Source organism: Candidatus Poriferisodalis sp. (assembly GCF_965221945.1).
Classification (GTDB): domain Bacteria; phylum Actinomycetota; class Acidimicrobiia; order Acidimicrobiales; family Poriferisodalaceae; genus Poriferisodalis.
This window is the reverse complement of record NZ_OZ244925.1, coordinates 929916-950620: the sequence shown is the minus strand read 5'-3', so window position 1 is coordinate 950620 and position 20705 is coordinate 929916. Positions and strand designations below refer to the sequence as shown.

General features: G+C 65.5%; 15 protein-coding genes. 6 read left to right on the top strand and 9 right to left on the bottom strand.

Annotated features, from left to right (window positions below):
• Positions 1-28: 28 nt before the first annotated feature.
• From ACOQPH_RS04415 to uvrC, 6 genes are all read right to left on the bottom strand, one after another.
• Positions 29-1627: a thioredoxin family protein gene (locus ACOQPH_RS04415; protein WP_420623518.1), complete on the bottom strand. Its 1599-nt coding sequence runs from the start codon at positions 1625-1627 to the stop codon at positions 29-31.
• 87 nt (positions 1628-1714) lie between these two features.
• Complete coding sequence (gene tpiA, locus ACOQPH_RS04410) at positions 1715-2482, bottom strand: triose-phosphate isomerase (RefSeq protein WP_420623517.1); 768 nt, start codon at positions 2480-2482, stop codon at positions 1715-1717.
• Between the two features lie 20 nt (positions 2483-2502).
• A complete protein-coding gene (locus ACOQPH_RS04405; RefSeq protein WP_420624306.1) occupies positions 2503-3660 on the bottom strand; it encodes a phosphoglycerate kinase in 1158 nt (385 codons plus the stop codon).
• A 14-nt stretch (positions 3661-3674) separates the two neighbouring features.
• Positions 3675-4679 carry a type I glyceraldehyde-3-phosphate dehydrogenase gene (gap, locus tag ACOQPH_RS04400; RefSeq protein ID WP_420623516.1) on the bottom strand — a complete coding sequence of 335 codons (1005 nt, stop codon included), beginning with the start codon at positions 4677-4679 and terminating at the stop codon, positions 3675-3677.
• Positions 4680-4768: 89 nt separating this feature from the next.
• Positions 4769-5683, bottom strand: a complete 915-nt coding sequence (gene rapZ / locus ACOQPH_RS04395) for an RNase adapter RapZ (protein WP_420623515.1) — start codon at positions 5681-5683, stop codon at positions 4769-4771.
• A gap of 142 nt (positions 5684-5825) precedes the next feature.
• Positions 5826-7700, bottom strand: a complete 1875-nt coding sequence (gene uvrC / locus ACOQPH_RS04390; RefSeq protein ID WP_420623514.1) for an excinuclease ABC subunit UvrC — start codon at positions 7698-7700, stop codon at positions 5826-5828.
• Positions 7701-8069: 369 nt separating this feature from the next.
• On the opposite strand from uvrC, the gene ACOQPH_RS04385 reads away from it, so the two are divergent.
• The 5 genes from ACOQPH_RS04385 (at position 8070) to ACOQPH_RS04365 (ending at position 13649) form a co-directional block, all read left to right on the top strand.
• Complete coding sequence (locus ACOQPH_RS04385; RefSeq protein ID WP_420623513.1) at positions 8070-8309, top strand: STAS domain-containing protein; 240 nt, start codon at positions 8070-8072, stop codon at positions 8307-8309.
• Between the two features lie 8 nt (positions 8310-8317).
• Positions 8318-9490 carry a PP2C family protein-serine/threonine phosphatase gene (locus tag ACOQPH_RS04380; RefSeq protein ID WP_420623512.1) on the top strand — a complete coding sequence of 391 codons (1173 nt, stop codon included), beginning with the start codon at positions 8318-8320 and terminating at the stop codon, positions 9488-9490.
• Between the two features lie 85 nt (positions 9491-9575).
• Positions 9576-10004, top strand: coding sequence for an ATP-binding protein (locus ACOQPH_RS04375; RefSeq protein ID WP_420623511.1), 429 nt, complete (start codon positions 9576-9578; stop codon positions 10002-10004).
• Positions 9997-11313 carry an ABC transporter substrate-binding protein gene (locus ACOQPH_RS04370; RefSeq protein WP_420623510.1) on the top strand — a complete coding sequence of 439 codons (1317 nt, stop codon included), beginning with the start codon at positions 9997-9999 and terminating at the stop codon, positions 11311-11313. The genes ACOQPH_RS04375 and ACOQPH_RS04370 overlap by 8 nt, the downstream gene beginning before the upstream one ends.
• A complete protein-coding gene (locus ACOQPH_RS04365; RefSeq protein WP_420623509.1) occupies positions 11310-13649 on the top strand; it encodes a sensor histidine kinase in 2340 nt (779 codons plus the stop codon). Before ACOQPH_RS04370 ends, ACOQPH_RS04365 begins: the two co-directional genes overlap by 4 nt.
• A 9-nt stretch (positions 13650-13658) precedes the next feature.
• Here ACOQPH_RS04365 and ACOQPH_RS04360 read toward each other — a convergent pair whose 3' ends face one another.
• Positions 13659-14237, bottom strand: coding sequence for a carboxymuconolactone decarboxylase family protein (locus tag ACOQPH_RS04360; protein WP_420623508.1), 579 nt, complete (start codon positions 14235-14237; stop codon positions 13659-13661).
• Between the two features lie 43 nt (positions 14238-14280).
• Positions 14281-17133 (bottom strand): excinuclease ABC subunit UvrA, encoded by a 2853-nt coding sequence (gene uvrA, locus ACOQPH_RS04355; protein WP_420623507.1) that lies wholly within the window; start codon positions 17131-17133, stop codon positions 14281-14283.
• 224 nt (positions 17134-17357) lie between these two features.
• On the opposite strand from uvrA, the gene ACOQPH_RS04350 reads away from it, so the two are divergent.
• Complete coding sequence (locus tag ACOQPH_RS04350; protein WP_420623506.1) at positions 17358-18449, top strand: S-(hydroxymethyl)mycothiol dehydrogenase; 1092 nt, start codon at positions 17358-17360, stop codon at positions 18447-18449.
• 62 nt (positions 18450-18511) lie between these two features.
• Here ACOQPH_RS04350 and ACOQPH_RS04345 read toward each other — a convergent pair whose 3' ends face one another.
• Complete coding sequence (locus tag ACOQPH_RS04345) at positions 18512-19969, bottom strand: HNH endonuclease signature motif containing protein (RefSeq protein ID WP_420623505.1); 1458 nt, start codon at positions 19967-19969, stop codon at positions 18512-18514.
• Between the last annotated feature and the right edge of the window lie 736 nt (positions 19970-20705).

The window sequence follows — 20705 nt, the reverse complement described above, 5'->3', positions numbered from 1 at the left end:
GGGCGGGCAGGTCGCTCGGGACGCATCTTCAAGGGCGGATCGGGTGGGTGATCGGAATGCTGCCCTTCGCGCCTGGCACCCAGCCTTCGAGGATGGCGCTGAAGCCGCCCGCTCCCCCGCCGGCACGCACCACCATGGGCGACCACGGGGGCAGCTTGCGCAGGTTCCCGCCCGAGGAGCCTTCGGATGACCCGAACACGAGCCCACCGTCAGCGGACCCGCCCTCATTGCCGGTTCCTGCGATGCCCTTCAGGTGCTGCAGGAACTCGGCGGGAAGGCCTTCTTCGATGCCTCCCGCGTCGCGGGCTGCGAAGTCGAGGTCCATCTGCAGCAGCGGCTCGAGTTCGTCGTAGAAGCGCTGCTTGGTCCAGCCCGAATCGGCGAACGTCGCCATGTGCTCGGGCGTCATCACCAGCATCGCCTCGCCCGGCAGCTTGCGATTTCCGACGCACAAGAGCTGCTGAGCGATCATGCGGATGAGCGAGTCGGGAGTGCGTGAGATCTGGTCGATGCAGCCGATCGGGCCGTGCCCAGCGAACAGCGTCACCGTGTCCTGGCCGGGCTCGAAGCCCCGGGTCACCGACAGCGGCGGCCAGCCGTCGGGCAGGCCCTCCTCGTCCTCGGCGAAGCACCACCCCACTTTCGACGGCGACCCCAGTGCGGAGCGGTCGATGCCGCCGATGCCGGGCTTGCCGCCGCCCACGTTGCGGATCACCAACTGCAGCGCTCGCCCGATGGTGGAGTTGGCGCGATTGCCCTGGCCGAGCGCGTTCTTGTCGGTGTTCATGCCGATGCGGCGCCGGATCGGGCCGTTCACGATCACGATCGGTCCCGAGAACCATAGCGTGCACAGCAGGCCGTGCATATTGAACGTGTCAGTACACGCAGCCTCGACGGCCGCAAGTACCACCGGCAAGTACGCGGGCTTGCAGCCGGCCATGACGGCATTTACGGCCACCTTCTCCACCGTGCACTCGGCCAGCGTCGGCGGCACCACGGCCACGATCTCGTCAGGCGCCCGAGTGGTCCCGGCCAGCATGGCGGCCACCCGTGCCTCGGTCGGCGGCACCACCGGCAGCCCGTCGGACCAGCCGCGGTCATAGGCAGCCTCGACTGGATCCTCAGCAGAGGCCAGCTCCACACGGCGGCTCGTGAACGAGGTCGCCCCAAAGCGCAACGCCAGCTCGTCGGCCCGCAGCGGATCGACCGACATCGAGCCGCAGCCAGGCCGCATCTCGGCCAGCTCCAAGCCGAGGTCGTCGGCGCCACTCAGCGCCTCCCAGCTGCGACGATCCCACCCCACCGTGCGGGCCATCTCACGGCCGTCCATCACCGCCATGAGCGTGGGCACCGTGGAGATCTCGTGATGCCACGACACGGAGAGGTCGGCATCGTGAACAACATCCGCCGACGATCCCGTCAGACCCACTGGAAAGGCGGGGTCGTCCTGGGTGAACACGGTGAGTCGGATTCCGCTGCGTGCCGCATGGTCGACGAGCTCGGCGAGCACCGGCTCGATATCGCGGCACGTCGGGCAGTCGCGTTTCACGAATGCCACGAGGCCGTCCGAAAGGGACGGGCGCCCACCACCGGAGTCAGCGGCTGGAAACTGGCTTTCAGGAGACACGCCGTGACTCTAGGTTCGGCCCCCTGACCGCCGCTGCCGGCGCCACACACGCCTCATTTCGTTTGCGAACCGCGCGCCGTGCAGGCGCTATCTGGCCGCGTTGACGATTCGGGCGAATTGGGTGGCGTCAAGGGAGGCGCCGCCGACGAGGGCGCCGTCGACATCTGGCTGGCCGAGCAACTCTGGGGCGTTGACGGGCTTGACCGATCCGCCGTATTGGACTCGCACCAGCGAGCCGGTGCCGGGGCGCATCTCGTCGATGACACGACGCGCACTGGCGCACATGTCCTGGGCATCCACGGGTGACGCATTGCGGCCCGTACCGATTGCCCACACTGGCTCGTAGGCCACCACCAGCGTTTCGAATTGCGCCCGCGTGAGCTTGGCGAGGCTGCCCCGGAGCTGCGTGGTCACGACGTTGGTGGCGCGGCCGGCTTCGCGTTCTTCGAGCGTCTCGCCGACGCAGACAATCGGGGTCATGCCTTGCTTAGCCACTGCTGCGGCTTTGGCTGCGACGATCTCGTCGGTCTCGCCGAAGAGGGCTCGCCGCTCGCTGTGGCCGACGATGACATAGGTCACGTCGAGCTTGGCCAGCATGGTTGGCGAGACCTCGCCGGTGAATGCGCCCTGATTCTGGTCGTGGCAGTTCTGTGCGCCGAGCTTGAACTCGAGGCGGTCGACGTCAATGACGGTCTGGCATGATCGCAGGTCCACAAATGGCGGATGGAGGCTCACCTCGACCTGGTCATAACGGTGCCGGGCCAACTCGTAGCTCAGCTTCTGGCAGAGCTGGATGGCCTCGAGGTGGTTGAGGTGCATCTTCCAATTGCCCGAGATCAGTGGCGTTCGACTCATCGTCCCTCTCCCCGACTGGCTCACCGCTGTGGCGAGTCTCGCAGCGCCGCTAGGCCGGGCAGGTCGCCGTGCTCGATGAGTTCGAGGCCTGCGCCTCCCCCGGTCGAGATGTGATCCATGTACGGCACCAGGCCGAATTGGGCCACGGCGGCCGCGCTGTCACCGCCCCCGACCACAGTGAAGGCCCGGGAGTCGGCCATCGACTGGGCGACCGCACGGGTTCCAGCGGCGAACCGGTCGTCTTCGAACAGCCCCATCGGGCCATTCCAGAACACCGTCCGGGCTCCAGCGATCACGTCGTCGAATTCCGCCGCCGAACCGGGTCCGATGTCGAGGCCGCGGCAGCCGTCGGGCAGGCTGCGCCCCATCTGGCGGACGGTGCCGCCGGGATCCAGTGCCGTGATGTCGCTGGGCAGCACGATGCTGGCGCCGCCCGCGAGCAGGCGCTCGCAGGTCTCGATGAAGTCGGGTTCGCAGAGCGAGTCGCCGATGGGGTGGCCCATTGCGGCCAGGAACGTGAAGCACATGCCCCCGCCGATGACCAGCGTGTCCACCACCGAGAGCAGCGCTTCGACCGCGCCGAGCTTGTCGCTCACCTTGGCTCCGCCCAGCACGGCCACGAACGGCCGCTTGGCGTCGGTGCGCAGGCCGCCCAGTACTTCGGCTTCCCGGTGCAGCAAGCGGCCAGCTGCGCTCGGCAGGTACTGCGGCGGACCGACGATGGAAGCGTGCGCCCGGTGGCTGACGCCGAAGGCGTCGTTCACGTAGCCATCGAAGGGGGCGGGGCTGCCAGCGCCGAATGGGGCAGTGACTGCGCCGCCTACCAGAGCGTCGACGAACGCGGGGTCGTTGGCGGTCTCGCCGAGGCGGAAGCGGAGATTCTCCGCCAAGGCAATGCTGGGCGCCAGCTCTAAGAGACGCTCGGCGACCGGGGCCAGCGAGAAACGCTCGTCGGGTGCGCCGCCGGGGCGGCCCAGGTGCGAGCATGCCGTGACGGCAGCGCCCCGCTCGATCAGCCAGCGCAGGGTCGGCAGCGCCGCACGGATGCGCAGATCGTCAGCAATCTCAGGCGTGCCGTCGGGTCCGTCGCGCAGCGGAAAGTTGAAGTCGCAACGCACGAGGATCCGCCGGCCGTCGAGGCCACCGAGCCGTTGCTCGAGATCCTCGAGCAACGGCAGCGTGCCGACTTCGCTCATCGGCTGCAGATGATGTCCACGAGATCCACCAGCCGGTTCGAGTAGCCCCACTCGTTGTCGTACCAGCCGAGGACCTTGACCATGCTGCCCATCGCCATGGTCAGGCCGGAATCGAACACGCAGCTGGCCGGGTTGCCCACGATGTCGCTGCTCACGAGCGGGTCCTCGGAGTAGTCGAGCACTCCTGCCAAGGGTCCGCTGCCAGCGGCGGCGGCGAAGGCCTCGTTCACCTCCTCGACGCTCGGGCTGGCGTCGAGGGTCGCTGTGAAGTCGGTGATCGAACCGTCGGGAATCGGAACACGCAGCGAGGTTCCGTCCAGCCTGCCCGCCATCGACTGCAGCACCAGCCCAGTCGCACGGGCGGCACCAGTCGAGGTCGGGATGATGTTCACCGCTGAGGCGCGGGCCCGGCGCAAGTCGGAGTGCGGTCCGTCCACCAGCGACTGGTCGCCTGTGTAGGCGTGGATGGTCGTCATGAGGCCCTGCTGCACGCCGAATGCCTGGTCGAGCACCTGCACCATCGGGACGAAGCAATTCGTGGTGCAGCTCGCGTTCGAGACCACCTTGTGCGCTGCGGGGTCGAACTCAGCGTCGTTCACGCCCACGACGAATGTGGCGTCGGCGCCCGACGCAGGGGCCGACACGACCACGAGCGGGGCACCAGCGTCGAGGTGCATGGCCGCCTTGTCGCGGGAGGTGAAGATGCCTGTGGATTCCACCACCACATCCACCCCGTAGTCGGCCCACGGCAGATCGGCAGGGTTTCGCTCCGACAGCACCGGCAGCACCTTGCCATCGATCGAGATGCCGCCGTCGGTGGCGGCGATGTCGTGCGACAGGTTGCCCAGCACTGAGTCGTACTTCAGCAGGTGGGCCATCGTCGCCGTGTTTCCGAGGTCGTTCACCGCCACGATCTCGATGTCGCAGTCGGGGCGGTCGGCCGCCCGGTAGAAGTTGCGCCCGATCCGGCCGAAGCCGTTGACGCCCACGCGCACGCTCATCTGCTGCTGTCCCCTTCGCTCCACGAACCTCGCGGGCTGCCTTCGCCCGGGCCCGATCTACCGTTAGCTGTCTAGCGGGCTGGCGGCGCTTAGCGGGCGATGTCGCGGTGGCGGCAGTGGAGATCGTGGCCCTGCTCCGCCAACAGGCGAGTCACTTCTTCGGCAATGGCGACGCTGCGGTGCCGACCGCCTGTGCAGCCCAGCGCGATCGTCAGGTACGACTTGCCCTCGGCGCGATAGGACGGCAACAGTGCATCGAGCAGCGGCATGAGGTGCTCCAAGAAGGCGTCAGTAGCCGGCTGGACGAGCACCCACTCCCGTACCCCGGGATGGAGCCCGGTGTGCGGCCTCAGCTCGGCCACCCAGTGCGGGTTCGGCAGGAAGCGACAGTCGAACACCAGGTCAGCTTCCCGCGGCACACCGTGCTTGTAGCCGAAGGACATGATCGCAGTTCGCATCTGAGGCTCGTCGCCGGATGCGCTGAACTCGTCACGCACTCGGTCGCGCAGCTCGTGGACGTTGAGATCACCCGTGTCGATGACCACATCGGCGGTCTCGCGCACATCGGCGAGCAACTCCCGCTCGAGCTCGATGGCGTCGATGACCGAGTCGGCCACCGGCTCGGCGCCAGACGGTTCCTCTGGAGGGTCTACCGCGGGCAGATCGCCGGTGTGCAGGGGATGGCGGCGCCGAGTGTCGTCGTAGCGCCGCACCAGCACGTCCGTGGGTGCATCCAGGTACACGACCCGCACCGACGCGTTGCGCTCGCGTAGCTGCGTTATGGCCGTTACCAAGTCCTCTCGGTATTCCCGGGTCCCTGCCACCAGCGCCACGCGGCGCAGCCGGGCACCGGGCCGGGCCACCATGTCGGCCACGTCCCCGATGAGATGCGGCGGCAGGTTGTCGATGACGAACCAGCCGACGTCCTCGAGCGCATTCGCCGCCGTGGAGCGGCCTGCTCCCGACAGGCCAGCCACGATCACGAACTCTGGCCCCTCAGCCACGATGCCGATCGTATTGGGCCGATCGTATTGGGCCGATCGTATTGGGCCGATCGTATTGGGCCGATCGTATTGGGCCGATCGTATTGGGCCGATCGTATTGGGCCGATCGTATTGGGCCGCGGGTACGGGTACGCCGCGGGCCTCAGGAGCCTGCCAGCGCCTCGGCAGGGTGCGTAGCGGCGTACACCGCCTCCGCAACAGCGTCCGGCAGCCAGCTCAAGGCCCGCAACTCCTCCAGCGTGGCCGCCTTCACTGCGCCGACACTGCCGAACTCACGCACCAGGCGTGCCCGTCGCTTGTCCCCTAGGCCCGTGATCCCGTCGAGCACCCCGCGCTTCATCGCCTTGCCCCGCAGCCGCCGGTGGCACGACACGGCGAACCGGTGGCTCTCGTCGCGCACCCGCTGCAGCAGGTACAGCGCCTCAGACTGGCGAGGGATCCGCAACGCCTCGGACCGGCCCGGCACGAACACCTCCTCGAATTGCTTTGCCAACGCACACACCGGGATCTGCTCTCGCAACCCCAATTCGTCGAGAACCGCCGCCGCAACGCCGAGCTGCCCCTTGCCGCCGTCCACCACGAGCAACTGGGGCGGGTACGCGAACCGCCCCTGTTCGGATGCCGGCAATTCCCGTTCGGTCAAGTAGTTCCGCAACCGGCGGCGCAGCACCTCGTCCATGGCGGCATAGTCGTCATTGCCCGGGACGTTGCGAACGCGGAAGTGGCGGTACTCGCTTCTGCGAGGCAGGCCGTCTTCCAGCACCACCATCGAGCCGACGTAGTTGGTGCCCTGCAGGTGGCTCATGTCGTAGCACTCGATGCGCAGCGGCGGCCGCGGCAGCTCCAAGTGCTCCGCCAGCTCGTTCAGTGCACGGGCACGGCTGTTGTGGTCGGTTCCACGGCGCAAGCGGTGCCGCGCGAGCGACTCACGTGCGTTGTGCCGCGCTGTTTCCATAAGCGCTCGCTTGTCGCCGCGTTGCGGGATGCGCAGCGTCACCCGAGATCCGCGCTGCCCGCTCAGCCATTCCTCGTAGAGACCCGCCTCCGCGGGGGCCTCAGGCACCAGCACCAGCTTCGGCCAACCGAGCGGATTCTCGTCGTGGTAGAGCTGCTCCAGAACACGTGCCACCAACTGTGGGCCGTCGAGCTCCTCGACTTTGTCCACGATGAACCCCCGCTGGCCCATCACCCGGCCCTTGCGGACGAAGAACAGCTGGACGGCTGCCTCGAGCTCGTCGTCGCTCATGCCGATGACGTCGAAGTCTTCGTTGCGGGTTCCGGCGAGCTGCTGCTTCTCGATCGCCCGACGAACGCTGGCGAGACGGTCTCTCAGCCGGGCGGCGAGCTCGAATTCGAGTTCCGTCGAGGCGTCGGCCATGCGCTGTTCAAGGTCGTTGACGATGGTGTCTGTGTCGCCTTCGAGGAAGCGAACCAACTCCCGGACAAGCCGGTCGTATTCGTTCCGCCCGATTTCGCCCACACACGGTCCGGCGCACTGCTCGATGTGGTAGAGCAGGCAAGGGCGGCCGAGCCGCTGATGGGTTGCCAGCTTGCTGTCACTGCACGTGCGGATCGGGAAGGTTCGCAAGAGCAAGTCGAGTGTTTCCCGGATGGCGTACGCATGGCCATACGGTCCGAAGTACCGATTGCCTCGCTTGCGACGCCCGCGCATGACCATCGCGCGCGGCCACTCGTCGAGCAGTGTCACCGCCAGGAATGGATACGACTTGTCGTCCCGCAGCCGGACGTTGAACCTTGGTTGATGCCGCTGGATGAGGCTGTACTCGAGCATGAGCGCCTCGACCTCGGTGGAAACCTCGATCCACTCGACCGAAGCAGCCGTGGCGACCATCTGGGCGGTGCGATGGTGCATCCCCGCGGGATCGCCGAAATAGCTGTTCAGGCGCGAGCGCAGGCTCTTGGCCTTGCCTACGTAGATGATCCGTCCGTCCGCGTCCAAGAACTGGTAGCTCCCCGGCGTATCCGGTACCGATCCCCCCTCAGGACGCAGGCCCACACCCGCAGGCTAAGAGACGGGAGGCGCATGCAGCGAATCCCCGGTGAGAAGCGGCCCGCTCCGTTCTGTGTGCAGAAATGCCGCCATAGGCGGCAAAATTGCACAGAGAAGACGTGGCACACCCGTGCAGCCACGCATAGGTGGATACCGCGGGGGCGTGTAGTAAGTTGCGCCGACGTAAGGCCGAGTCTCGGCGCGCCTGCCTTGGCGTGCCCAGGGGGTTGGCATGGTGCGGTCATTCCGCATCACGTAGCTGCGCAGGAGGCTGCAAAATATGGAACTCGCACAGGAGCGGGACGCAGGCACGAACGTGATCAGTCCCGCGGGCCGGGTGGATGGATCGAATTCGCCGAATTCCACGAGGCGCTGATGGCAGCTCTCTCGGGCGATGACAGCCGCGTCGTCCTCGACATGGGCGGCATCGACTACATCAGCAGTGCCGGCCTGCGTGTGCTGCTGCTGATCGCCCAGCATCTCGGCAGCAGTTCGATGCCATTCGCCGTCTGCTCCCTTGCAGCCTCGGTCGACGAAGTGTTCCGGATCAGCGGTTTCAATCAGATCATCACGGTGTACGGGACGCTCGACGAGGCGAAGGCACAACTGGCGTAGTCGCGCCCATGTCCCAGCCCTGGCGCATCCTCGTCGTCGACGACGAGCCTGATCTCGAGCCGCTCGTCCTGCAGCGGATGAGAAGGCACATCCGCAGCGGCAAGTACGAGTTTGTGTTCGCGGGCAACGGCCTGGAGGCGCTGGAGAAGCTGCGGGCGGACGACACCATCGACCTGGTGTTGTCGGACATCAACATGCCGCAGATGGACGGGCTGACCCTGCTGTCGCAACTCGGCTCGCTCGATCACGACCTGCGAGCAGTGATCATCTCCGCCTATGGCGATATGGCAAACATCCGCACCGCGATGAACCGCGGTGCCTTCGACTTCGTCACGAAGCCCGTCGACTTCGACGACCTGCAAATCACGATCGAGCGCACCGTCGAACACCTCAGGCAGTGGCGAGAAGCCACCGCATCACGCGACAAGCTCGTCACGCTCCAGAACGAGCTCGACATTGCTTCTAACGTGCAGCAATCGATCCTGCCCGACGATTTCCCTGCGACGTCGGCATATGAGATCAACGCCAACATGGTGCCGGCTCGCAACATCGGCGGCGACTTCTACGACTACGTCGCAGTGCCGAACGACCGGATGTTCGCAACGGTTGCCGACGTGTCCGACAAGGGCATCCCTGCAGCGCTGTTCATGATGTCGAGCAGGACAGCGCTCAAGGGCGCTGCCATCGGCACCGGCTCGCCACGAGAAGCACTGATCGAAGCGAACCGTGTCCTGCAAGCGGACAACCCCACCTTCATGTTCGTGACCGTGATCATGGCGGTATACGACCCCAACAATGGCGAGGTGGTATACGCCAGTGCGGGGCACGACCCGCCAGTCGTCGTCCATGCTGACGGCAGTGCGCAGCAGATGCCCGCAACCGGCGGCATCGCCTTGGGCATCGCCCCCGAAGCGGTCTTTACGAAGAACCTGACAGAGAACAAGATGACACTGGCCCCCGGCGAAACCCTGGTCCTGTACACCGACGGCGTCAGCGAGGCGATGAACGTTGACCAAGAAGAGTTCGGCACCCAACGACTCCTGCAGATTTTCAACGGCAGACCGCCCCAGAACGCCAAGGAAGCAATGACCGCGATCTTCGACGCGGTAGCGGAGTTTGCCGGCGAGGCTCCCGCCTCGGACGACATCACCTGCCTGGCCTTGCACCGGAGCGCGTCGTGAAGCACGCGAACCAAACGACCGAAGATTCGACTGTCATGCCCCGAGGCGCCCCGCGCCGGGGAGCCGCCACCACGGAGCATTACTCATGCGACGTTCGTTGAACATCACCCCCGTGCCGGGCGCTGCGGCGGCCGAGGCGCTTCCACGAATCGTCGCGTTCGTGGAGGAAATGGCCGAGCTGGACGATTGGGCGCCGGATCTCGTCTTGAGGTCGAATCTCATCCTCGAGGAACTCATCCTGAACACGCTCACGCACGGGCGCACCAGCGGGCTCAGCGATATCGAGATCACATTGGAGAGTGGCGTGAAATCGGTCACAATCACCATCGTCGACGACGGCGCGGCGTTCGATCCGTTGACCGACGAGCCATCACCGGATACCGAGTTGCCCCTGCAGGAGCGGTCGATCGGCGGGCTGGGCCTGCACCTGGTTCGCACCATGGCAGAAGATCTCGCGTACAAGAATGCCGATGGCAAGAACCACCTGACGCTGGTCGCCCGGGCTGGTGCCTGACAGAGCGCCGCCGCGCCTGCTCCTGTCATCGCAGCGGCGTGCCGGCGCCTCGGCTGCGGTCCTTGCAATCTTCGCCGCCGCGCTGCTGGGCGCATGCAATGGATCGGAACCAGGCGCCCCAGATGACGGCGGGGGTTCCGGCGACGTGACTGCGACGCTGGCTCGCCCAACCGTTCCGGAGACGCTGAACATCGAGACCGGTGTGTACGACGATCGGGTGGTGTTCGGCCAATCGGCCGCGCTGAGCGGACCTGCCCAAGCACTTGGCCGTGGAATGGAACTCGGGATTCTGGCGGCGTTCAACGAGGTCAACCGGGCTGGCGGCGTGAACGGGCGCCTCCTCGAACTCGTGTCACTCGACGACGCCTACGAGCCCGAAGCAGCCGTCGCCAACACACGCGAGCTCATCGAACGCGAGGGAGTGTTCGCCCTGATCGGCGCCGTAGGGACGCCGACGTCCCGTTCAGCAACCCCTGTGGCTGCTGGGGCCGATGTGCCGTATGTGGCGCCGTTCACTGGGGCCGGATTCCTGCGGAACGACGACTGGACGAACATCATCAACCTCCGTGCCTCCTACGCCCAGGAGACCGAGGAGATGGTGGAGCGGCTGACGGTGGATCTGGGCATCGAACGCATCGCCGTGCTCTTCCAGGACGACTCGTTCGGTCGGGCTGGTTACTTCGGCGCGCTCGCCGCCTTGGACCGGCGTGACATGGAGCCCGTAGCGATCGGCTTCTACCCCAGAAACACCATGGCCATCAAGTCGGCTCTGCTGGACTTGAGGTCAGGCAGCCCCGAGGCCGTCATCATGGTCGGCGCATACGAGCCGGTGGGCACGCTCATTTCGTGGGCACGCAATACAGACTTTGACCCCGTCTTCATCACGCTGTCGTTCGTCGGTGCAAACGCGCTCGCAAACCAACTGGGCGCCGAAGGCGAGGGCGTGCTGGTCACCCAGGTGGTGCCGTTCCCGTTCGATGACTCCACACCGATGGTGGCCGCCTATCAGGCCGCCTTGCGCGAGGTCGATCCCGGGGCGGAACCAGGCTTCGTCTCGCTCGAGGGCTACATCGCAGGCAGGCTCGCGATCGCAGGCTTGGAGCAATGCGGCAACTCGGTGACGCGAGACTGCTTCCTGAACGCCATCTTGGGGGCTGACGAACTTGACATCGACGGCTTCACGATGAACTTCGGCGACGGCGAGAGCATCCTCGAGGACAACCAGGGCTCCGATGCTGTCTTCGTTACCCAGATCGGCCCCGATGGCGCCTACCGCTCCCTCGACACGCTGACGAGCACAGATCAATGACCGACGCAGCGACCACCGACGAGACACCGACAGGCAACGGCGACATCGTCGAGCCCGATCCGGCTGCCGAGAGCGACGGATCGGCCGGCGAGAACGCCGAGGGTGCGCAAGCTCCCACCGCTTCCGGCTCGGGAGCGCCCAGCCCCAACGGCGTGCACGACTACCGCAAGCCCTCGATTCATCACCGGATCTCGACCCAGATGTATGCGGGCATCGCCGCCCCGTTGCTCCTGACGCTGGCAGCCAGCCTCGTCGCCTGGATCTCCTTCACCCGTGTCGGCGAGGCAGAAAGGGAGGTCAACGAGGGCGCCATCCCCGAGCTGAGCGCTGCGTTCGGCGTCGCCGAGTCCAGCAACCGACTGGTGGCCGGCGGGCCCGGGCTCGTGTCCTCCACCCCGGAGGACTTCGACATGGTCGTGGCAGGCATCGCAGCTGCGCGATCGGAATTCGAGTCGCAGCTGGAGTTGCTGTGGAACCGCGGCACCGGTTCGGTGTGGCTCGGCGAGATGCGCGGGTACGCCGCTCAGCTCAACTCGAACATTTCCGCCATCGAGACCGAGATGCCGGAGTATTTCGCACTCGGGGATCAGGCCGACGAGCTCAGGGCCAAGGTGGACGCGGCGGTGAGTGAACTCGAATCCCAAATCGTGCCGGCGCTCGACGACCAGCTCTTCTACCTCGTTGCGGGCCAGCGCGATCTCGAGACGCTGCCGGTGCCCGAAATCGTCCACCGATCCGACGAACAAGTGCGGCTGTACCGCCACTGGTCGGCTTTGGGCGGCGACGTGACGCGGACCGCGGAGCTGCTGGCCAACGCATTCAGCGCGTCGGAGTCGGCATTGATCGAGCCCCTGCGCGAGAGCTTCGAATCGGCGAGGGATCGCATCGAGATCAGCGTCGCCACGCTCGACGACGCAGCAAGCGAAGACCTGAGACCTGCCGTCGACGTCCTGTTCGCACTGGGACTCGATGAGGGGAGCGTCTTCGACGTCATGCAGCGACGCCTGCAGATCGAAGAGTCTCAGCGCTTGCTGCTCGCCGAGAACCAGGACCTGGGAGTGGCGCTGGTCGGCGAGATCGAATCGCTCGTCGGCGCCGTGGAAACCGATGTGGATTCGGCCACCGAAGCCTCGGCTCAAGCCGTCAGCACGGGGCGCCTGCTGCTGGTCGTCATCAGCGTCGTCGGCATCATCGGCGCGCTGGCAATCAGCTGGCTGTTCGTCGGCAAGCGGATCCTGCGACGCGTCGGCCAGCTGTCCAACCGCATGCGGGCCCTGGCGGGCGGCGACCTCGAGACCCCCGTCGACACGAGGGGCAGGGACGAAGTGGCCGATATGGCCGACGCGCTCGAGCAGTTCCGCAAGGCGGCACTCGAGGTGCAGCGGCTCAACCTCGTGGAAGAGCTCGCCAACCAGCTCAGCGAGCGCAACGAGCAGCTGTCCCAGACACTCGCCGACCTGGACCGTGCGCAAGACCAGATCGTGGCGAACGAGAAGCTCGCGGCTCTCGGCGAGGTGACGGCTGGCGTCGCCCACGAGATCCGGAATCCGCTGAACTTTGTGAAGAACTTCGCCGAGTCGTCAGACGAGCTCCTCGAGGAACTGCTCGAGGCAATTGCAGACCCCGAACCGCCCGACGACCAAGCCGACTACGTCGCCGAGATCACCGGCGACCTCAAGCAGAACCTGACTCGCATCCGCGGCCACGGCGACCGAGCCAATCGCATTGTGGAAAGCATGCTGATGATGGGTCGGGGCGGCGGCGAGTCTCGCCCTGTGGAGATCAACGCGCTGCTCGACGAGCACGCCATGCTCTCCTACCACAGCGCACGAGCGCAGGATGCCGACTTCAACGTGACCATCGAGCGGGACTTCGACCCTGACGTCGGCGAGCTGCAGGTCATACCGCAGGACATGGGCCGGGTGTTCCTCAACTTGGTCACCAATGCCGGCTATGCGGCCAACCAGCGCTGGCGGGAGCTCGGCGGCGAGCCGGGCAAGATGATCGCGCTCGGCGACGGCGACGACACGCCCTATTTCCCGACCATCTGGCTGAGCACCCAACGAACCGACGAGTCGGCGGTGATCAAGGTGCGCGACAACGGCACCGGCATCCCGCCCGATGTCGCCCAGCGGATCTTCGAGCCGTTCTTCACGACCAAACCCACCAACGAGGGCACTGGGCTGGGCTTGGCGATGTCAAACGACATCGTGCGAGGTCACGGCGGTCAAATCACGGTGGACAGCGAGCCCAACGAGTACACCGAATTCACCGTGGAGCTGCCACTTGTGCCCGCCGCCTCGCCCGAGGCCAACGAGGCGACCGCAGCAACCTGAGCCGGTAGGTCAGGTTCCGTCCGGGAAGGGATCCTCCCAATCGGGCGGCAGCGGGATCTCGAACGCATTCAGCGTCAGCGAGATCAAGCAGTAGTAGCCCACCGTGGTGACGAGCTCGATGACGCCTTCCGTACCGAACTCAGCGACCGCGTCGGCGTAGGTCTCGTCGCTCATGCCGTGGGATTCGAGCAACTCGGCGGCGACCCGGTACGCAATGGCTTCCTCGCCCGTGAACTCCGCCGGCAGGCCGTCCCGGAGCGCGTCGAGGTGACGCTGTTCGATGCCCGCCATCTGAGCCAGGCGCTCGTGCGCAGCAAACTCGAACTTCGACCGGTAGTGCGCCCCAACCGTGCAGATCGCTGCTTCCTTGACCGGCTCGGGGAGATCGCCCGCGAACCGGACCGCGGCACCCAGTGCCTGGGTCGGTCCCCCGATGGCGGGTGCCCGGACCCAGACGCCGTAGGGACCCACGATGCTCTTGACTGCCAGATTGGCCGTTGCCGCGCTGCGCGGTCCGCTGCGCAATGCGTCGTACACCTCGCGCCCGCCGCCGGTCAGCTCCTCGGGGGTGATCTCGGGCAGTCTCATCTGATCGCTCCTTCGCTCAAGCGCGCTCGTTCAACCGGACAGTTCAGCCGACCAGGGGCGCCAGATACCGACCGGTGTGAGATTCCGCTGCCGCGGCCACCTGTTCGGGGGTTCCCGCTGCCACGACGGTGCCGCCGCCGATGCCTCCTTCGGGCCCCATGTCGATGATCCAGTCGGCGGTCTTGATGACGTCGAGGTTGTGCTCGATGACCACGACGGTGTTTCCGCCGATGACCAACCGATCGAGCACGCCCAGCAGCCGCCGGATGTCCTCGAAATGCAGGCCGGTGGTGGGCTCGTCAAGGATGTAGATGGTGTGACCTGTGGAGCGCTTCGACAGCTCGCTGGCCAGCTTGACCCGCTGTGCTTCGCCGCCCGACAGCGTGGTTGCGGGCTGACCCAACCGGATGTAGCCGAGGCCCACGTCGACGATCGTCTGCATGTGACGCCGGATCGGCGGCTGCGCTGAGAAGAACTCGAGGGCGTCTTCGCACGGCATGTTCAACACGTCGGCAATCGTCATGCCCTTGAACCGGATCTCGAGCGTTTCTCGGTTGTAGCGAGCGCCCTTGCACACCTCGCACGGCACGTACACATCGGGCAGGAAGTGCATCTCGATCTTGAGGTTCCCGTCACCCGAGCAGGCCTCGCAGCGCCCGCCCTTGACGTTGAAGCTGAACCGACCCGGCAGGTAGCCCCGCACCTTCGCCTCGTTCGTGGCGGCATACAGCTTGCGGATGTGGTCAAAAACGCCGGTGTAGGTGGCGGGATTGGACCGAGGTGTGCGCCCGATCGGCGACTGGTCGATGTCGATGACTTTGTCGAGGGCTTCCACGCCTTCGATTGAGGTATGCAGGCCTGGTACCTGCCGGGACGAATAGATCCGCTGCATCAGCGACTTGTAGAGGATCTCGTTCACCAGCGTGCTCTTGCCCGAACCCGACACACCGGTGACGCAGACGAAGCAGCCCAGCGGGAACTCCACGTCGATCTTGCGCAGGTTGTGTTCCCGTGCGCCGCGAACGAGCAAGCGGTCCTCACCGCGGCGCCGGCGTTGCGACGGCATCGGGATCTCCCGGATGCCTGAGAGATACTCCCCTGTCACCGAACCGGGCGCGCTGGCGAGGCCGTCCACCGGCCCGCTGTAGACAATCTCGCCCCCGTGCTCGCCGGCCCCGGGGCCGATGTCGACCACCCAGTCCGCCACCGAGATCGTCTCGAGATCGTGCTCCACGACCAGCACCGTGTTGCCGAGGTCGCGCAGATGCAGCAGCGTGTCGATCAGCCTGCGGTTGTCGCGCTGGTGCAGCCCGATCGACGGTTCGTCCAGGACGTAGAGCACGCCTTCGAGTCCGCTGCCGATCTGGCTCGCGAGCCGGATGCGCTGCGCCTCGCCCCCGGCCAGCGTCGCCGCCGAACGGTTGAGCGTGAGGTAATCGAGGCCCACATCCAGCAGGAAGTTCAGCCGGGCGTCGATTTCCTTGATGATCGGTGCAGCGATCATGCGCTGGCGATCGGTGAGTTCGAGGCCGTCAATGATCTTCGCTGCTTCGCCGATGGAGGCTGAGCACAGCTCGAAGACGTTGCGACCGGCGACGCGTACCGCCAGCGACACCTCGTTGAGTCGAGCACCATCGCAGGTTCCGCATGGAACCTCGCGCATGTATCCCTCGATGCGGTTGCGCGACCAATCGCTTTCGGTATCGGCGTGGCGGCGGCGCAGGAACGGGATGACGCCCTCGTAGCGAGTCGTGTAACTGCGCGAACGGCCATACCGGTTGCGATAGCGAACTGTGATCTGCTCGCCGGGCGGTGCACCTTCAAGCAGCAGCTTGCGCTGACCCGCTTCGAGCTGGGACCACGGCACGTCAAGGGGGATGCTGTGCTGTTCGCCGACCGCCTCGAGCAGCCGGATGAACCACTTGCCGGTGGCGCCAGCCCACGGGGCAAGCGCTCCGGCGGCAACCGACAGCTCGTTGTTCGGAACGACCAGCTCGGGATCGACTTCATATCGAGTGCCGAGGCCATCGCACGTGTCACAGGCGCCGTACGGGGAGTTGAACGAGAAATTGCGCGGCGCCAGTTCCTCGAACGAGCGGCCGGAGGTCGGCGAGTACAGGTGCTGGCTGAAGGTCAGGATCTCCGATTCGGCTGTTTCGCCGTTTCGGGGCGGGACCATGTGGATCCACACGTGACCGTCAGCCAGGCCCAGCGCAGCCTCCACAGACTCCGTCAGGCGCTGCTCAATCTCGCTGCGCATCACGAGCCTGTCGACGATGACCTCGATGTCGTGGTTGACATAGCGGTCTAGGCGCTCGATCTCGTCGGCGTTGCCAAGGTCCAGCACTCCGCCGTCCACCCGTACCCGTGCGTAACCCCGCCGTGCAAAGTCGCCCAGCTGCGTGTGGTAGTCGCCCTTGCGCCCGCGCACAACCGGAGCAAGCACCTCGAAACGGCTGCCGGGGGCCAACTCCATGATCCGGTCCACGATCTGCTGCGCCGTCTGGCGCTCGACGATCTCGCCCGTCTGCGGATCGTGCTGGATGCCGATGCGGGCGTACAGCAGCCGCAGGTAGTCGTACACCTCGGTGATCGTGCCCACCGTCGAACGCGGGTTGCGGCTGGCGCTCTTCTGATCGATGGAGATTGCCGGCGAGAGACCCTCGAGGAAGTCCACGTCGGGCTTGTCCATCTGCCCAAGGAACTGTCGCGCGTAGGCCGACAGCGACTCGACATAGCGCCGCTGGCCCTCGGCGTAGATGGTGTCGAAGGCGAGCGACGACTTTCCGCTGCCCGACAATCCGGTGAAGACGATCATGCGGTCGCGGGGCAACTCCACGTCCACATTGCGCAGGTTGTGCTCCCGCGCGCCGCGGACGATCAGTCGCTCACCCATGCAGGGCGATCCTACCCGTGCCCCCTGTTGTCTCCCCGGACACAAACATAAGTTCGTCGGACGCCACGCACACGCCTTGAACGTTGCCTCAATCGGCAGAACTAGGGTCGCGATCGCGAACGCACGCAGGGTGCTGGCGGCCACGAGGCGCCGCCGGAGACCTGACACCAATCACCCGGGACAACCATCCGAGACAACCATCCGAGAACGAACTGGGGGCGGTCATGTCATACGAAGTACGAGGAGTCGTGGCGAAGGCTGTAGGCGAGCCGGTCAGTGTCGAGACCATCACGGTTCCCGACCCCGGACCTGGCGAAGTGATCGTCGACGTGCAGGCGTGCGGTGTGTGCCACACAGACCTGCACTACCGCGAGGGCGCCATCAATGACGAGTTCCCGTTCCTGCTCGGGCACGAGGCGGCAGGCGTCATCTCGGAGGTGGGTGACGGTGTCACCAACGTCGCCGTCGGCGATTTCGTGGTCCTCAATTGGCGAGCGGTCTGCGGCAATTGCCGGTCGTGCGAACGGGGCCGCCCCTGGTACTGCTTCGCAACGCACAACGCATCGCAGAAGATGACGCTCGACGGCGTCGAACTCTCGCCGGCGCTGGGCATTGGAGCATTCGCTGAGAAGACCCTGGTGGCAGCAGGACAGGCCACCAAGGTGAACCCTGCCGCCCCGCCCGAGGTGGCCGGCCTGATCGGCTGCGGGGTGATGGCCGGCTTGGGCGCAGCGATGAACACCGGCGGCGTCGGTCGCGGCGACAGCGTGGCCGTCTTCGGCTGCGGCGGCGTCGGCGACGCAGCCATCTGCGGTGCACGGCTCGCCGGAGCGCACACGATCATCGGCATCGACATCGACGACCGCAAGCTGGAATGGGCCAGCGAGTTCGGCGCCACCCACACCATCAACTCTTCGGGCATGAGCAACGACGAAGTCGTCGAAGCGATCCGCGAGCTGACCGACGGCAACGGCGTGGATGTTGCCATCGAGGCAATCGGACTGCCGCAGACCTATGAGCAGGCCTTCTATGCCCGCGACCTGGCGGGGACCGTCGTGCTGGTCGGTGTGCCGAATCCCACCATGAAGATCGAACTGCCGATGATCGAGGTCTTCGGCCGGGGAGGCCAGCTGAAAAGCTCGTGGTACGGCGACTGCCTGCCGAGCCGAGACTTCCCGATGCTCATCGACCTGCACCTGCAAGATCGGCTGCCGCTCGATCGGTTCGTCAGCGAGACGATCGGCATCGAGGGTGTCGAGGAGGCCTTCGAGAAAATGGAGCGCGGCGAGGTCCTGCGCTCTGTTGTTGTCTTGTAGCCCGTCCTGCTGTCACCCGTTGTGGAGGTCGGAGGCGTGCAGTGGCCAGCCCGGGGGTGGGGCTATGGGCTGCGGGCGGTGGCTGGTTCCCGGGCGGGCGGCCCGTTGCTGTTTGGAGCGGGTGGCAGCAGGCGGGGGTGGCCGTCGGATGGGGTTTGGATTTTCCGGTTGTGCCGGTGGAGGTCTGTGTGGCAGTCCCAGCACATCGATGCCAAGTTCGGAACTTCGGTGAGACCGCCGTTCTCGAAATAGTCGATGTGGTGGGCTTGGGTGTGCTCAGAGGTGAGCTCGCAGCCGATGCAGCCCCCGTCGCGTGCGGCGAGGATGAGCCGCTGAGCATCGCTGGCGTTGCGGGTACGCCCCAGGGCCAGGTCGGACCAGTCGGCCTTGAACACCGCGGGCAGCACCTTGGCGTCGATGGCGTACTCGGCGAGCATCTGCGCTGATAGCGGCGTGCCGTCGTCGAGACGAGGGTTGACGAGCCGGTCGTTCACGACGTCGTAGTCCGCGATGATCATCAGGCTGGTGGTCGCCCGCCGCGCTGTGGATGTGCCGGCGATGAGGTCGCTGATCGCATCGGCAGTGAGCTGCGTCTGCGTGGGCTCGACATCACCGCTCACGTTGCCGTCGACATCGATGCCCACACGGCCTCCGCTGCCGCCATTGCTGCCGCTGCCGCCATTGTTGCTGTTGTCCTGGGCGCGGCGGCGCGCCGATCGCACGGCCGCTTGGATCGCGCTGTTGAGGTGGCGGCCGGTCATGAAGTCGAACGTGGCAAACAGATGCCACATACCGTCGCTGCCCTGCCGCATCGACCCCGACCGCTCTGCGCGTTGCAACTCAAGCTCCGCGTCGATCGGGCCGAGCCCCTTCGCGGCGGCCTCTGCCTCAATGTCGGCGTACACCTGCTGGCTCACATAGGCGAACGGGTGACGCGCCACCGTGTCAGAGGGATACGCCCGGCACAACTCCAAGAAATCTTCTTCGCTGCGACGATGCTTCTTGGGTGCCTCGCGGGCGATCACCTTCGCATGAGACGCCAGGATCTCTCCGGACTTGAGCGCATCGAGCGTGGCGGTCATCTCGTGGGAGACGAGGCTCTCGGCCAGCCGGGACTCCGACCGTGCCTGGGCTGAGTTCATGCGGGTCAGTTCCCGCAGCTGATGCGCCGCCGCCTGAGCGCCGACTCGCGACGTCATCTCGCCCAAAGCAGCCAGATACTCCCCCTCGACACGAGCACGCTCACCGGCCAACGTCATCACCCGGTCCTTCAGGTCCCGATAACTCAGTTCACCGAGTTCGACATCGACAGCCGCAGCTTGACGCTGCAATGGCTGAACGTCCGGATCCTGATGGCTGAGCCCGCCGAATTCGGCATCGGCCGCGCTGTCGTGCCGGGCGTCAACCTCACGAGAAGAGCAAGCGCCATGCCGCCCGACGTCTGTTTCATCGACAAAACCGGCCGTACCGGCTGCCGATGTTGCGCCGCAATTGCGGCGTGCAGACGGGTCGATGAACATAAAGAAAGCATACACTCGTACGCCAGCGATTGCAACCATTCGCGCGCACCAATTTCAGGGAATTTCCGAGAACCACGGCGAGATTTCTGGATATAACAGATTGCCAGAACTCAGCTGCTTCATGCGTCGAAGTACGGGTCTCAAAACGTTTGACAGTGCTCTAGCGAACGCCGACAATGGCGCATGACTGCAGGTCATTCGCTTACGCGATCAGTGGGAGGTCGCGAATGGCGGGACGTGATGGCGACAACCGTGACAGTGACAACTCACTACACCCCCCAACATCCGAACCGCATATGAATTCGCCAGCGAGTCGCCGCGACTCAGAGCCGAATTGCTATAAACCAGCTCAACGTTTTGCTCTGAAGCTTAGAATGGCTCAGACCCGCTGCCCCTCATTACGTATAAGTCAGGGCGGCGGGTCGTTCGGAGCGTAGCTGTATGAAGAAGTTAGTTACTGACGCCAGCATACTATTCCGGCTAACCACCAGCCTTCAGGACAAGCGAGTCTGTTCCTCAACTCAGTGAATTCTCCAAGACTCATATCAGAGCACTTACCGAACTCTATAGAGAAATCACAGCCATAGAACTCGGACTTCATTTGCTCCAGAGCCCGAGTGTCTTCGGGATCATCACATTCTCTGTAATCAGAATTTGTAGTGTCATGCCAGCCATATTCTTCCGTAAACTGAACTGACGCAGCACCGTGCGCAATATATGCTGGGGATGCCGCTAT

Bases quoted from the DNA above. Each gene is read 5' to 3' on its own strand.
- tpiA (WP_420623517.1), bottom strand. From the start codon at position 2,482: ATGAGTCGAACGCCACTGATCTCGGGCAATTGGAAGATGCACCTCAAC.
- gap (WP_420623516.1), bottom strand. From the start codon at position 4,679: ATGAGCGTGCGCGTGGGCGTCAACGGCTTCGGCCGGATCGGGCGCAAC.
- ACOQPH_RS04385 (WP_420623513.1), top strand. From the start codon at position 8,070: ATGGCAGCTCTCTCGGGCGATGACAGCCGCGTCGTCCTCGACATGGGC.
- ACOQPH_RS04380 (WP_420623512.1), top strand. From the start codon at position 8,318: ATGTCCCAGCCCTGGCGCATCCTCGTCGTCGACGACGAGCCTGATCTC.
- ACOQPH_RS04375 (WP_420623511.1), top strand. From the start codon at position 9,576: ATGCGACGTTCGTTGAACATCACCCCCGTGCCGGGCGCTGCGGCGGCC.
- ACOQPH_RS04365 (WP_420623509.1), top strand. From the start codon at position 11,310: ATGACCGACGCAGCGACCACCGACGAGACACCGACAGGCAACGGCGAC.
- ACOQPH_RS04360 (WP_420623508.1), bottom strand. From the start codon at position 14,237: ATGAGACTGCCCGAGATCACCCCCGAGGAGCTGACCGGCGGCGGGCGC.
- uvrA (WP_420623507.1), bottom strand. From the start codon at position 17,133: ATGGGTGAGCGACTGATCGTCCGCGGCGCGCGGGAGCACAACCTGCGC.
- ACOQPH_RS04350 (WP_420623506.1), top strand. From the start codon at position 17,358: ATGTCATACGAAGTACGAGGAGTCGTGGCGAAGGCTGTAGGCGAGCCG.
- ACOQPH_RS04345 (WP_420623505.1), bottom strand. From the start codon at position 19,969: ATGTTCATCGACCCGTCTGCACGCCGCAATTGCGGCGCAACATCGGCA.